This window comes from Rhizobium sp. R635 (assembly GCF_002211285.1).
Lineage (GTDB): Bacteria > Pseudomonadota > Alphaproteobacteria > Rhizobiales > Rhizobiaceae > Rhizobium.
This window is the reverse complement of the sequence record NZ_LOKX01000001.1, coordinates 344,754-358,695: the sequence shown is the minus strand read 5'-3', so window position 1 is coordinate 358,695 and position 13,942 is coordinate 344,754. Positions and strand designations below refer to the sequence as shown.

12 protein-coding genes are annotated in these 13,942 nt (G+C 62.3%); 5 read left to right on the top strand and 7 right to left on the bottom strand.

Annotation, left to right across the window (positions count from 1 at the left end):
• Positions 1-2: 2 nt before the first annotated feature.
• Positions 3-482 (top strand): EVE domain-containing protein, encoded by a 480-nt coding sequence (locus ATY78_RS01675; protein ID WP_088680596.1) that lies wholly within the window; start codon positions 3-5, stop codon positions 480-482.
• On the opposite strand, the gene ATY78_RS01670 is transcribed toward ATY78_RS01675, so the two are convergent.
• The 3 genes from ATY78_RS01670 to ATY78_RS01660 are packed head-to-tail and all read right to left on the bottom strand — an operon-like array spanning position 471 to position 3,859.
• Positions 471-1,355 carry a patatin-like phospholipase family protein gene (locus ATY78_RS01670; protein WP_088680595.1) on the bottom strand — a complete coding sequence of 295 codons (885 nt, stop codon included), beginning with the start codon at positions 1,353-1,355 and terminating at the stop codon, positions 471-473. The genes ATY78_RS01675 and ATY78_RS01670 overlap by 12 nt on opposite strands.
• Positions 1,356-1,368: 13 nt before the next feature.
• A complete protein-coding gene (rsmD, locus tag ATY78_RS01665; protein ID WP_088680594.1) occupies positions 1,369-1,929 on the bottom strand; it encodes a 16S rRNA (guanine(966)-N(2))-methyltransferase RsmD in 561 nt (186 codons plus the stop codon).
• Complete coding sequence (locus tag ATY78_RS01660) at positions 1,910-3,859, bottom strand: pseudouridine synthase (protein WP_088680593.1); 1,950 nt, start codon at positions 3,857-3,859, stop codon at positions 1,910-1,912. Before ATY78_RS01660 ends, rsmD begins: the two co-directional genes overlap by 20 nt.
• 90 nt (positions 3,860-3,949) lie before the next feature.
• Here ATY78_RS01660 and ATY78_RS01655 point away from each other — a divergent pair, with 90 nt between their 5' ends.
• Positions 3,950-4,387: a nucleoside deaminase gene (locus tag ATY78_RS01655; protein ID WP_088680592.1), complete on the top strand. Its 438-nt coding sequence runs from the start codon at positions 3,950-3,952 to the stop codon at positions 4,385-4,387.
• A 268-nt stretch (positions 4,388-4,655) separates the two neighbouring features.
• Here the strand turns inward: ATY78_RS01655 and ATY78_RS01650 are convergent, their stop codons facing one another.
• From ATY78_RS01650 to ATY78_RS01630, 4 genes are all read right to left on the bottom strand, one after another.
• Positions 4,656-5,285 carry a hypothetical protein gene (locus ATY78_RS01650; RefSeq protein WP_088680591.1) on the bottom strand — a complete coding sequence of 210 codons (630 nt, stop codon included), beginning with the start codon at positions 5,283-5,285 and terminating at the stop codon, positions 4,656-4,658.
• 131 nt (positions 5,286-5,416) lie between these two features.
• Positions 5,417-8,323, bottom strand: coding sequence for an isoleucine--tRNA ligase (ileS, locus tag ATY78_RS01645; RefSeq protein WP_088680590.1), 2,907 nt, complete (start codon positions 8,321-8,323; stop codon positions 5,417-5,419).
• 288 nt (positions 8,324-8,611) lie between these two features.
• A complete protein-coding gene (locus ATY78_RS01635) occupies positions 8,612-9,595 on the bottom strand; it encodes a bifunctional riboflavin kinase/FAD synthetase (protein ID WP_088680831.1) in 984 nt (327 codons plus the stop codon).
• 14 nt (positions 9,596-9,609) lie between these two features.
• Positions 9,610-10,458, bottom strand: a complete 849-nt coding sequence (locus ATY78_RS01630; RefSeq protein WP_088680589.1) for a TIGR01459 family HAD-type hydrolase — start codon at positions 10,456-10,458, stop codon at positions 9,610-9,612.
• Between the two features lie 320 nt (positions 10,459-10,778).
• Here ATY78_RS01630 and groES point away from each other — a divergent pair, with 320 nt between their 5' ends.
• The 3 genes from groES to ATY78_RS01615 all read left to right on the top strand — a co-directional run bounded on the left by groES (position 10,779) and on the right by ATY78_RS01615 (position 13,917).
• A complete protein-coding gene (gene groES, locus ATY78_RS01625) occupies positions 10,779-11,075 on the top strand; it encodes a co-chaperone GroES (RefSeq protein WP_004675403.1) in 297 nt (98 codons plus the stop codon).
• Positions 11,076-11,146: 71 nt separating this feature from the next.
• Complete coding sequence (groL, locus tag ATY78_RS01620) at positions 11,147-12,784, top strand: chaperonin GroEL (RefSeq protein ID WP_016734675.1); 1,638 nt, start codon at positions 11,147-11,149, stop codon at positions 12,782-12,784.
• A 686-nt stretch (positions 12,785-13,470) separates the two neighbouring features.
• The gene (locus ATY78_RS01615) at positions 13,471-13,917 is read left to right on the top strand and encodes a hypothetical protein (RefSeq protein ID WP_088680588.1); all 447 of its coding nucleotides are present in this window, start codon (positions 13,471-13,473) and stop codon (positions 13,915-13,917) included.
• Positions 13,918-13,942: the final 25 nt, after the last annotated feature.

Below are 13,942 nucleotides of genomic sequence, written 5' to 3'. Positions count from 1 at the left end.
ACATGTCCCGCAACTGGATTGCTGTCGCATCCGCAAATCACGTTCGCATCGGCCGCGAAGCCGGGTTCATGCAAGTCTGTCATGGCAAGGCCGCTCCGCTTAAGCGAAGCGCGCCTGGCGATCGCGTGATCTATTATTCGCCGACCGAAACATTTGGCGGCAAGGATCACCTTCAGGCGTTCACGGCAATTGGCGTGGTTGAGGAAACGGAGGCATATCAGGTGGAAGTTCACCCCGGCTTCCGCCCCTGGAGACGAGATGTTGCCTGGTGGCGAGCCGCGGAAACACCGATCCGGCCGCTCCTCGGCCAGCTGTCTTTCACGAGCGATCGATCGAACTGGGGCTATAGGCTGCGCTTTGGTCTCTTCGAAATCGACAATGACGATGCCGATCTCATAGCCGAAACGATGCACAGTGAACCGCTCGTACCTGTCGTCCGGACGCGTACGATAGCTCCGGTGCAAGGTTCTTTAGCGTTTTAACCGCGCTTCAATTTCCCGGTCGAGGGCGAATTTCAGGTCGTCCTTGACGCCGACGGACATGGCGAGCACTTCGCGGGCCTTGAGGAAATCCATGACGCCGGTGCGGCCGACCGTCGGGCGCAGGAAGATGTGCGGCTCGCGGAGCTTCAGCTTCAACGTGATGGCGGTCTGCATCATCAGCTGGCCGGAACCGAAGATGCTCTCCATGCGGTTCGGAATATGGGTGCCATCACCCTCCGGCGCGCCGACGACATCGATGCCGACGACGATATCGGCAAGATCCATCAGGTGTTCATAGGGCACCGGATTGCTGATGCCGCCATCGATCATCACCCGGCCGCGCAGGCGCACCGGCATGAAGACGGCGGGGATGGCGGAAGAGGCGGCAAGTGCGGGAAACAGTTCGCCCTCTTCGATGATGACTTCGCTCTGCCCGTAATAATCCGTCGTGATGACTTTCATCGGGACCAGCAGGTCCTCGAAACGGGCCGGCAGCTCGGACGGCAGGAAGGCCTTGAGAATCCGCTCCAGATTGAACTGGCCGATGCGGATACCCTTCGCCACGGCATCGCGCACCGTCACCGGCCTCAGGCCCCAGATGCGGCTGACAACGGCCGTCTTGTTGCCGACGGTCGCCAGCGCATGTTCGCGGATCTCAGCGCCCGACATGCCGGCAGCCATGCCGGCTCCCATGATCGACCCGATCGAGGAACCTGAAATCGCCACCGGGCGAATGCCGAGTTCGTCGAGCGTCTCGATGATATGGATATGAGAAAGCCCGCGCGCGCCGCCGCCGCCGAAGGCAACCGCGACCGTCGGAAGATCGCTGACCGCAGGCTGTTTCGGACTGATGATCTCTGCCTGCTGCTGCACGCCCGCCCCCGCGCTATTGCGGCTGATACCGGAAGAAATGCACCCTCGTATCGCCAAAGATGCGGCTTTCGAGGAAAACATAGGAAGGATGAACGGAAACCACAACGTCGGCACGCTCTTCGAGCACGGCAATCGCGCCGGAACGGAGCCAGCCGCCCTCGGCTGCGGCGGCCATCGCCTTCTCCCCCAGGCCCTTGCCATAGGGCGGGTCGGCGAAGAGCACGTCGAAGGGTTCGAGATTACCGACGCTGCCGAGATCGGTCGCATCCCGGCGCAGGATGCGCGTGCGGCCGTGCAGGCCGAGCGCATCGATGTTCTCCCAGAGCAGCGCCCTGCCCTCGACGCTGTTTTCGACGAAGAGCGCGTGGCGACAGCCGCGCGAGACGGCTTCGAGGCCGACAGCGCCCGTCCCGGCGAAAAGGTCGAGAATCCGGGTGCCGTCGACGCATTCCGGATAGGCATGACTCAAGATGTTGAACAGGCTCTCGCGCGTCCGGTCGGCAGTCGGCCGGATATCGTTGGATTTTGGCACGGCGAGAGGCCGTCCGCGAAACTCACCGCCGACGATCCGCACCGCGCGTCATTCCCTTTCCTTTCGCACCACCTCTGGACGGCCCGCCCGCAGGCCTGTCGCCGCCCGGCCTGTCTCCGCCCGACTTGGCGCCTTTCGGCTTGCCGGAAAAATTCTTGGCCCCGCCGGGCTTGGCCCCAAAACCCTTGCCACGCGGCTTGTCACCCGAAGGCTTGTCGCCGAAGGATCTTTCGCCGCGGGGACGCTCGGAGCGGCGCTCGCCGGCAAAGCTTCTGGCTGCCCGCGGACGTTCATCGCCATCCTCGCGCGGCCTGCGATCACCGCGCGGCTTATCGCCGAAGGGCCGATCTCCGCGTGAAGGACGGTCGCCGCGCGGACGCTCCGAACGGCCTTCTCCGGCTGAGGCTCTGGCAGCACGAGGACGCTCGTCACCATCCGTACGCGGCCTGCGGTCGCCACGCGGCTTATCGCCGAAAGGCCGATCCCCGCGCGAAGGACGATCACCGCGCGGGCGCTCGTCACCCTGTTCCCGGGGGCGGCGTTCACCGCGCGCCGGGCGATCGCCAAAACCGCGGTCTTCGCGGGCGGGGCGATCCCCGAAGGAGCGCTTGCGGCCGAAGCCCTCGCCCTCATCCTTACGGCGAGGCTCTTCGCTCGAACGAATCCATTCGCCGTCTTCTTCGCGTACGCGGTTGATCTGCGTGCGCGGACGATCTTCGATGCGATCGAAAGCATTGCTCTTTGCCTGCGGCTGCTCGCCGCGCCGGCGTGCGGTCTGCGCATTCTTGGCGGCTTTGGCTGCCGCCTTTTCGCCGAGCGGCCGGGCGCCTGGCGCCATCCAGACATTGGCGCTGCGGCGCTGGCCGAGCGGCTGGGCGCGCTTCGGCTTGTCGTCATCCCTGCCGCCGTCGCGGCGGTCGTCATCCTTGCGCGCCCCACCACGGCGGTCATCGCGCTTGGTGTCGAGGCGGCTCAGCGCCCGTTCGCGCTTGTCCACCTCGCGGCGCGGACGCTCGCGTTTTTCCGGGACTGCGGGCTCAGCCTCTTCCTCGGCGGCGACAGCCGGCGCATTGTAGATCGGCGCGTCGAAATTCGCCTTGGCTTCCTCGATGAGGCGCGGGCCGAGCTGATCGCGTAGCGTGCGGCCGCGCACTTCGATGACCTGGCCTTCCGGCAAGTCGCCGAGCTGGAACGGGCCATAGGAAATGCGGATGAGGCGGTTGACGTCGAGGCCGAGCGCGCCAAGCACGTTCTTGATTTCGCGGTTCTTGCCTTCGCGCAGACCCATGGTGATCCAGACGTTCGAGCCTTGGGTGCGGTCGAGCGTCGCCTCGATCGAACCGTAGAGCACGCCGTCTACGGCGATGCCGTCCTTCAGCTTGTCGAGCGCTTCCTGATTGATCTCGCCATGGGCGCGGACGCGGTAGCGTCGCAGCCAGCCGGTCGCCGGCAGTTCGAGCGCGCGGGCAAGGCCGCCGTCATTGGTCAACAGCAGCAGGCCTTCGGTGTTGATGTCGAGGCGGCCGATCGACATGACGCGCGGCAGTTCTTCCGGCAGGTTGTCGAAAACGGTCGGCCGGCCTTCCGGGTCGGCATTGGTGGTCACGAGGCCCGCGGGCTTGTGATAGAGCCACAGTCTGGTGCGCTCGATGCCGCGGATCGGCACGCCGTCGACTTCGATCCGGTCGGCGAGCGTGACGTTGACGACGGGGGTTTCGAGAACCGTGCCGTTCAGCGTCACACGACCTTCCATGATCATGCGTTCGATGTCGCGCCGGGAGGCGACGCCTGCGCGCGCCATCACCTTGGAGATGCGTTCGGCCTTGGCCTCGCCATCGGCCTCGGCCGCGATCGAGTTTGCGGCGGCAGCCTTTGCCGGCTTCGCACTGCCCGTCCTGGAACCGGCCTTCGGCCTGTCATCCCGTGAAAAGGGCTTTACGCCCGGGCGTTTTGGCTTGTCTTTGGGTGTCATTTGTTGTTTGCCTGCCTTTTGGGCCTGTCTATCAGGTCACGCATCTGCGGTTAAGTGGAAATTCTTGCGATCGTGAAGACAAATCGTTTCATGGAGATGGCGCTTGAGGAAGCACGCGCCGCCGAAGAGCGCGGCGAGGTGCCGATCGGCGCTGTCGTCGTGGTCGACGATATCGCCGTTTCCCGGGCCGGAAACCGTACGAGAGAGCTGAAAGACATCACCGCGCACGCCGAAATCGTCGCGATCCGGCTCGCTTGCGAAGCGCTCGGGCAGGAACGCCTTGCCGGCGCGGATCTCTACGTGACGCTGGAGCCTTGCACCATGTGCGCGGCAGCCATCTCATTTGCGCGTATCCGGCGGCTTTATTACGGCGCCGAAGATCCAAAAGGCGGCGCCGTCGACAACGGCGTGCGATTCTATGCGCAGCCCACCTGCCATCACGTTCCCGAGGTCTATTCGGGCATCAACGAGGTCCAATCGGCCGTGATGCTACGACGGTTCTTTTCGCAAAAGAGGGAAACGCCGTAATCCTCAGGGCCTGCGCACAATACCGTCATCCCTGCTTGAGCCACTACCGTCCGGCTTGCGCCGACGGCTGCCCCTCACCCTAACCCTCTCCCCGTAAACGGGGCGAGGGGACGTGCCCTGCGAGAGATCGGTGGGAACGGAGAGGCTGTGGCGATTCCCCTTCGCCCCGTTTACGGGGAGAAGGTGCCGGCAGGCGGATGAGGGGCTGGTCCGGTGATGTCGATGAACTTGAGCAACCAAGCAATGGGCTACACGCCGGGAAAAGCTGCTACTGCAGCAGGTTCCACCACTGCTTGCCGGAATTGGCGATCGCCGCATCCTTCTTGCGCTTCTTCTGCTTCTTGAGCTCGGGCTCGCCGAGGTCGTCGAGCTTTGTCGGGTCGTCGACGGTGCGGTAGCCGGGCGGCGGATCGGAGATGGAACGGCGCTGGTCGATATAGGAGCCCTTCTGCAGGGCGCGGGCTTCGCGATAGGCCTGGGTCTGGGCTTCCGTCGTGCGCCGGCCGCCTTCGATCGCAGAGCTCGCCAGCGGCGAGCGGTAACTCGGATTATCCGAATTGGCGTCAGCCTCGGAAACGAGACGTGCGCGGGTCTCTTCCGGCGATTCAAGCCATTGCGGATTGTCCTTATTCGCCACGGTCGGCTGCGGCGCGATGAGGGTCTCGCGTTGCCCCTGGGCCGGCAGCACCAGCGTCGGACGCGGCGTATATTTGACGCCCTTGTTCTTCGGGTCCGGTCCTGTCAGCGATACCGACTGACCGAGATCGTCGGTCAACTGCTCCATGGCGGTCTTGTCGGTGCCGTAGGTCGGGCTGCTGGCGCAACTGGACACCAAGGAGCATCCCGCCACGACAACAGACAGGCAGGCGCCCATACGGAACCAATGCGTTGCGAACATGAAAACCCTTCCAGCCACCGGTGCAATCGTTGCCCAACCGGACAACCGTCCCCCTGACGCAAAAATCCGGCCATTTTCAGGCAGCTTTTACCGGATGAACGCCATAAAGGCAATTCACCCGGCAAATATCTTCAGGCGCGGATGCCGAGTTCGCGCAATGCCGCAGCGTCACGCGCCGAGACGTCGGGATATTCCGGATCGGAACCGACATCCGTGGTGATGCGCCAGGACCGCGCGCATTTCACACCTTCGGCAAGCTTGGGAACGACGGCGACGTCAGGCACTTCGGACAGGCGGAAGGCTTCGGCCGGGCCGGCATCCACCTCGATCGTGATACCCGAGGTGATGCAAACTTCGCTGAAATCCTGACCCTCGAGCGCCCTGCGCAGGCCCGCATCGGCGATATGCACGACGGGAGCGGCTTCCAGCGAGGAGCCGATGCGCTTGTCCTTGCGCTCGATTTCGAGCGCGCCGGTCACGACGCTGCGGATCGCGCGGATCTTCTTCCACTTGTCGGCCAGCGCATCGTTGCGCCATTCCTTGGCCACCGGGGCAAATTGCTCCAGGTGCACCGAGACGGCCGAAGGATTGCGCGAAAGCCATGCCTCTTCGGTCGTGAAGGGCAGCATCGGCGCAAGCCAGGTCACCATGCAATCGAAGATCATGCGGATGACATAGAGCGCCGAGCGGCGGCGAAGGCTCGACGGCGCATCGCAGTAGAGCGCATCCTTGCGGATATCGAAGTAGAAGGCCGAAAGCTCGACATTGGCGAAGTCGATCAGCGCGCGGGCGATCTTCTTGAAATCGAAGGCGTCGTAGTTTTCGCGCACGAGCTGATCGAGCTCGGAGAGGCGGTGCAGCATCAGCTGTTCCAGCTCCGGCAGATCGGCCAGCGCGATGACCTCGCCCTTGTCATGCGCCAGCGTGCCGAGCATCCAGCGGATGGTGTTGCGCAGCTTGCGATAGGCATCGACATTGGTCTGGATGATCGTCTTACCGACGCGCAGGTCGTCCGCATAATCCGAGGTCATGACCCAGAGGCGCAGGATGTCGGCGCCGGCATCCTTCATCACTTCCTGCGGCGCGGTGACGTTGCCCTTCGACTTCGACATCTTCTCGCCCTTCTCGTCCATGGTGAAGCCATGGGTGAGGACGGTGTCGTAAGGCGCGCGGCCGCGGGTGGCAGCCGATTCCAGCAGCGAGGAATGGAACCAGCCGCGATGCTGGTCGGACCCTTCGAGATAAAGATCGGCCGGCCACTTCAGGTCGGGGCGATCTTCCAGCGTGAAGGTATGGGTCGAGCCCGAGTCGAACCAGACGTCGAGGATATCCATGACCTGCGACCACTTGGCCGGATCGTGTTCGTTGCCGAGGAACCGTTCCTTGGCGCCTTCAGCAAACCAGGCGTCGGCGCCTTCGGCGTCGAAAGCGTCGAGGATGCGCTGGTTGACGGCATCATCCTGCAGCACTGCGCCGTGCTCATCGACGAAGACGCAGATCGGCACGCCCCAAGCACGCTGGCGAGAAAGCACCCAATCCGGGCGCTGCTCGATCATGGCGCGCAGACGGTTCTGGCCGGCGGCGGGCACGAAGCGGGTATCGTCGATCGCTTTCAGCGCACGGGTGCGCAGTGTCGTTCCGTCCGCAAGCGTCTTGTCCATATAGACGAACCACTGCGGCGTGTTGCGGAAGATCACCGGCTTCTTGGAGCGCCAGGAATGCGGATACTGGTGCTTCAGGCGGCCGCGGGCAAAGAGCGCGTTGAGTTCGATCAGCGCCTTGATGACGCGATCATTGGCATCGCCCTTCTTGCCGTTGTCGTCGATGACGCGCGCGCCTTCGAGGCCGGGAGCGTCTGACGTGTAGAAGCCGCCGTCGTCGACCGGGAACGGGATCTTGGTCTCGATACCGCGTGCCTCGATCTGGCGGGCATGCGCCATCCAGACGTCAAAGTCTTCGCGGCCGTGGCTGGGTGCGGTGTGCACGAAGCCCGTACCGGCATCGTCGGTGACGTGGTCGCCATCGAGCAGCGGCACGGCAAATTCATAGCCGCCGCCGACACCCTTCAACGGATGGGCGCAGGTGATGCCGGCAAGATCGGTAGCGGTCACGTCAGCAAGGCGCTTGTACTGCAGCTTTGCCTTGGCAAAAGATTCTTCGGCGAGTTTGTCGGCGAAGATCAACTTTTCACCCGGACGCGGGCCAAAATCGTTCTCGGCAGCCGTGACTTCGTAAAGGCCATAGGCGACGCGCGAGGAATAGGCGACCGCCCGGTTGCCGGGGATCGTCCAGGGCGTGGTCGTCCAGATGACGACAGAGGCATCTGTGAGGCCATCAGAGCCCTTCGCGACCGGGAACTTCACCCAGATCGTGTCGCTCTCATAATCATGGTATTCGACTTCGGCTTCCGCCAGCGCGGTGCGCTCTACGACCGACCACATGATCGGCTTGGAGCCGCGATAGAGCTGGCCCGATTTGGCGATCTTCAAGAGTTCGCCGGCGATGCGGCTTTCCGCATGGAAGTTCATCGTCAGATACGGGTTTTCGAAATCGCCGATGATGCCGAGGCGCTGGAATTCTCCGCCCTGGATGGCGATCCACTTTTCAGCATAGGCGCGGCACTCGCGGCGGAACTCGATCATCGCCGATGGCTCGGTCAGGTCAGGCTTGGCCTTCCCCTTGGCGCGATAGTTTTCTTCTTCGATCTTCCATTCGATCGGCAGGCCGTGGCAGTCCCAGCCCGGAACGTAATTGGAGTCGTAACCGCGCATCTGGAAGGAGCGGGTGATGACGTCCTTGAGGATCTTGTTCAGCGCGTGGCCGATATGGATGTTGCCGTTGGCATAGGGCGGGCCGTCGTGCAGGACGAATTTTTCGCGGCCGGCAGCGGAAGCGCGCAGCTTCTTGTAAAGATCCATCTGCTGCCAGCGGGCAACGAGTTCCGGCTCCTTCTGCGGCAGGCCGGCGCGCATCGGGAAATCGGTTTCAGGCAGATAGAGGGTCTTCGAGTAATCGATCTTTTCGGCTGTTTCGGTCATGTGTGACAATCGTTTCTGGCGGCCCAGGAAGGGGCGCAACGGACGTGAAAATAGGTGGCGGCGGAAGCGCCTGCTCGCAAGCGCCGAAAACCCGGACCTCCCGGCCGCTTAGCGCGCTGGGAAGGCCGGGCCGATAATTCGCATCGTGATCGCCAGCCGAAGTTTCGTCATAGCGCCGGTTCATAGGCGTTTTTGCCGGGAAAAGGAAGAGAAGAAATCGCCGCATTCGATCCCAAGGCGGGCCGAGTTCTTACTGATGCCTGAGATAATCCTCTGCCTGATGTCGTCTCAGGAAAAGCAGAGTTTCCGATCGAGTTCACCGAGCGGCACGACGCCCGCCAGCAGCGCCCTCGCCTCTTCCTCATCGCGCTTGATCTGGGCGACGAGCGGATCGAGGCCGTCGAATTTCAATTCGGGTCTCAGATAACCGAAGAAGGAGACCGAGCAGAGCTGGCCATAGAGATCGCCGCTGAAGTCGAAGAGATAGGTTTCGAGCAGCGGGGCGCCGTTTTCCGTTACCGTCGGGCGGCGGCCGTAGCTGGCGACGGCATCGTGGAGTGTTCCGTCCTGGCGGCGGAAGCGGACGGCGTAGATGCCGGGGGCGAGTTCGACCTCGGGCGGCAGGCGCATGTTGGCCGTGGGGAAACCGAGCTGGCGGCCGAGTTTTTCTCCGTCGATCACCTCGGCTTCGACAGTATAGCGATAGCCGAGCATGCCGGCGACTTCGCTGACATTGCCGTCCGTCAGAAGTGCGCGGATATGGCTCGACGAGACGACATCGGCGTTTTCGTCGCGGAAGGCATCGATCAGCGTGACGCCGAAGCCATAGGTCTGGCCGGCATTCATCAGGAAAGCCGGACCGCCCTCGCGGCCGCGGCCGAAATGGAAATCGAAGCCGGTGACGACTTCGGAGGCGCCGAGCCAGTCCTTCAGGATCGAATGAATGAAATCGTCTGGCGAGCGCTGCGAGAATTCATAGTCGAAGGGATATTCGATGACGGCGTTGAAACCGAGCGTCTCCAGAATGCGGGCTTTCAGCGGCGCGGGCGTCAGCCGGAAGACCGGCGCCTGCGGCCTGAAGACCGTGCGCGGATGCGGCTCGAAGGTCAGCACCAGAGCGGGAATGCCCCGCGCCTTGGAGATTTCCAATGCGCGATTCAGCACCGACTGGTGGCCGCGGTGGACACCATCGAAATTGCCGATGGCAATCACTCCGCCTCTGAGATGGGCGGGTAGAGGTTCCCGGGTTTCATTGCGGTGGAAGACGGTCATCGGCTGGCTTCTCTTCATGCAAGGCGCGGCATCCACCACTTCGGCGCCGCCTTTTCCCGTTCGAGATAGGCGTTGAGGATCGCCTCGTCGGTCTCGCCGTTGAGGGTGTATTCCTTGGCGTGGATGCCGCCGCTGATGTAGAGGAGGTCGAGCCCGTAATTCAAGGCGCCGCGCACATCGGTCGGCATGCCGTCGCCGATCGCCAGCACGCGGTCGACGGGGAAATCGCCGCGAAGCTCGCGGGCGGCCGAAAGCGTCGCCTCATAGATCGGCCGGTGCGGCTTGCCGGCGATGCGGGTCTTGCCGCCGAGCTGCTCGTAATAGGCCGCCATGGCGCCGGCGCAGGGGATGATGCGATGGCCGCGCTCGACGACGAGGTCGGGATTGGCGCAGATCATCGGCACGTCGCGCGCCTGGAAATCCAGCAGCATGTCGGTGTAATCTTCCGGCTTCTCGGTCTCGTCGTCGAAGAAGCCGGTGCAGACCAGCGATTGCGCTTCGCCCGCCGGTCGACGCTCGACGCCGATGCCTTCGAGAAGCGCCTTGTCGCGCTCGGGACCGAGCAGAAAGGCGGTCTTCGGCCCTTCGGCGATCAATTTGCGCGTGACGTCGCCCGAGGTGACGATCCTGTCATAGGCGCTGTCGGGAACGCCGATATGGCGCAGCTGTTCGACCACCTGCCAGGAAAGGCGCGGCGAATTGGTGATGAGCACGACGGCAAGACCGCTTTTGCGGGCGGCTTCAAGGGCCGCGGCGGCCTTCGGGAACGGATCGACGCCGTTATGCACGACGCCCCAGACATCGCAGAGCACCACATCATAGTGATCGGCGATCTCAGAGAAGTTTTCTATCCGCCTGGCCATTCCCAATTCCCGATTTGCTTTCAGTCCCCGGTGACATTGCAAAGGCGCAGGGGGATGGCAAGGCATTTTCTTCGCCGCAGGCAATCACGGATGGCGAACGGCCGCGGCGAGGGTCGACCTCATGAAGGTTTCGGCTGGAATCTCCGACAATTCTCCGGCCTCTTCACAATTCCGGCACAAAAATTCGTGATTGCTCTCATTGACTCCTTTCGGAGCCATCCCTAAATGCTCGGCGCTAGCACTCATCACAGAGGAGTGCTAACATTTATCCATGTGGGCCGCTCCGGCTCGCGAATGTCATTCGATCGAGGGATTAGACAATGGCAAGCACCAATTTCCGTCCGCTTCACGACCGCGTCGTCGTTCGTCGCGTCGAGTCCGAAGAGAAGACCAAAGGCGGCATCATCATTCCCGATACCGCCAAGGAAAAGCCGCAGGAAGGCGAAATCGTCGCCGTCGGTTCCGGCGCTCGTGACGAGTCCGGCAAGGTCGTCGCTCTCGACGTCAAGGCTGGCGACCGCGTCCTGTTCGGCAAGTGGTCCGGCACCGAAGTCAAGATCAACGGCGAAGACCTTCTGATCATGAAGGAAGCCGACATCATGGGCATCATCGGCTGATCGGCCGATCCGCTTTCCCGAAATGACTAACGGGCCTTTGCCCGAACAAATCGAATTCAGGAGTCACAAACATGGCAGCTAAAGAAATCAAGTTTGGCCGCACCGCGCGCGAAAAGATGCTGCGCGGCGTCGACATTCTCGCCGATGCGGTGAAGGTCACGCTCGGCCCGAAGGGCCGTAACGTCATCATCGACAAGTCCTTCGGCGCTCCGCGCATCACCAAGGACGGCGTCTCGGTCGCCAAGGAAATCGAACTCGAGGACAAGTTCGAAAACATGGGCGCCCAGATGGTCCGCGAAGTCGCTTCGAAGACCAACGACATCGCCGGCGACGGCACGACGACCGCAACCGTTCTTGCCCAGGCGATCGTTCGCGAAGGCGCCAAGGCCGTTGCAGCCGGCATGAACCCGATGGACCTGAAGCGCGGCATCGATCTCGCCGTCGCCGAAGTCGTCAAGGATCTCCAGGCCAAGGCCAAGAAGATCAACACCTCGGAAGAAGTCGCCCAGGTCGGCACGATCTCCGCAAACGGCGAACGCCAGGTCGGTCTCGACATTGCCGAAGCCATGCAGAAGGTCGGCAACGAAGGCGTCATCACCGTTGAAGAAGCCAAGACCGCCGAAACCGAACTCGAAGTCGTCGAAGGCATGCAGTTCGACCGTGGTTACCTCAGCCCCTACTTCGTGACCAACCCGGAAAAGATGGTCGCCGACCTCGAAGACGTCTTCATCCTGCTCCACGAGAAGAAGCTCTCGAACCTGCAGTCCATGCTCCCGGTTCTCGAAGCCGTCGTCCAGACCGGCAAGCCGCTCCTCATCATCGCTGAAGACGTCGAAGGCGAAGCGCTTGCTACGCTCGTCGTCAACAAGCTCCGCGGCGGCCTGAAGATCGCCGCCGTCAAGGCACCTGGCTTCGGCGACCGCCGCAAGGCCATGCTCGAAGACATCGCCATCCTGACCGGCGGCACCGTCATCTCCGAAGACCTCGGCATCAAGCTCGAAAGCGTCACGCTCGACATGCTCGGCCGCGCCAAGAAGGTTTCGATCTCCAAGGAAAACACCACGATCGTCGACGGTTCGGGCGCCAAGTCCGACATCGAAGGCCGTGTTGCCCAGATCAAGGCCCAGATCGAAGAAACCACCTCCGACTACGACCGCGAGAAGCTGCAGGAACGCCTTGCCAAGCTCGCAGGCGGCGTTGCCGTCATCCGCGTCGGCGGCTCGACTGAAGTCGAAGTGAAGGAAAAGAAGGACCGCATCGACGACGCTCTCAACGCGACGCGCGCTGCCGTTCAGGAAGGCATCGTACCGGGCGGCGGCGTTGCCCTGCTCCGTTCCTCCGTCAAGATCACCTCCAAGGGTGTCAACGACGACCAGGAAGCCGGCATCAACATCGTTCGTCGCGCTCTGCAGGCTCCGGCCCGCCAGATCGCTGAAAACGCTGGTGACGAAGCTTCGATCGTCGTCGGCAAGATCCTCGACAAGGATCAGGACAACTACGGCTACAACGCCCAGACCGGCGAATATGGCGACATGATCGGCATGGGCATCATCGACCCGGTCAAGGTCGTTCGCACCGCTCTGCAGGATGCCGCTTCCGTTGCATCGCTGCTGATCACCACCGAAGCCATGATCGCCGAGCTGCCGAAGAAGGACGCTCCGGCTATGCCGGGCGGCATGGGCGGCATGGGCGGTATGGACATGATGTGATAGGCCAACGGCCTCTCACAGCATCGTCCATGAAACCGCCCATCATCCAAGATGGTTCAGCGCGTCAAGCGCGCTGAACTGGCGGTATGGACATGATGTGATAGGCGAAAGCCTTCACTGACTACCCATTCCGGCGGGAATAGGAAGGGCGGCCCTCGGGTCGCCCTTTTCTTTTGGCCAAAAACGATTCGATCCGTTGCGCACTATTTTATGCCGTGCAGTGCGTCAGCCGGTCTCGAAGCTTTCGTCAGGCTTGCGTCACCGCTGTTTTCCCGTCCGAGGAAATGGGCGGCAAATGGCGTCATCTGCCGCATGCCGGGGATTAAAAACGTTTTTAAACCGCCAAAAGAGGTGATTTTTGCTGATTTTCTGACGAAACGGCCGGGAGAATGTGGGAGCATTAGAGAAGACAAAGGCCCAATCGCCCCTCAAAAAGCCGTTGCCGTTTGTCAAAAAGCTCCTATAAATCCGCGCTGCAATTGACGCACGCCAGCGACAACCCCTTCAGACAAAGCCGGTGTGCGAAAAGGCGATACGTATATATTCGGCTTCGACATCGGGTTCCCAAGCCTGATAGCCGAGGCGACGATCGCCGGATGCGCGGGCATAATGTCCGCGGCTACATGATCCTGTTTCTTTGTGTTTGCCGAGCGTGCGGCGGAGCCGCATCCGAACTGGGGAACGCCTTGTTTAAGATCGCCAAAGCCAATGCCGCCTTGCCTTTGATGCCCGCTTCGCTGAACGACAACAATCGAAATCAGGACATGCTGGCGCAGTTTTCCGTTTCCGAGCCGTGGACGGGAGATCTTTCGAGCGGCCTGCTTCGCCTCGGCGACTGGAGCGCGATGCTGCACGGCCTCTCCACACCGGAATGCGGGCTGCTGAGCCTGGTCCGTTGCTACGACACTAGAGATCGCAGCCACGTGCTGGAACTGTTCGAACAGGCGGCCACGCTCTGCTCTTCCTTCTGCTTTTCGACGACGATCATCATGCCGAACGGCTTCCGCCAGCCGCTTTTCTGCATGGGCGAGTCGAACGGGCTCGAGGAAAAATACAGCGGCAGCATGTCAGGTGTCTTCGTCTTCCCGCGCTTCAAGCTGGAAGGCGCAAACCGGATCACAAGCCGGCGATAAAGCCGGCAGTGAAAAGAAAAGGCCG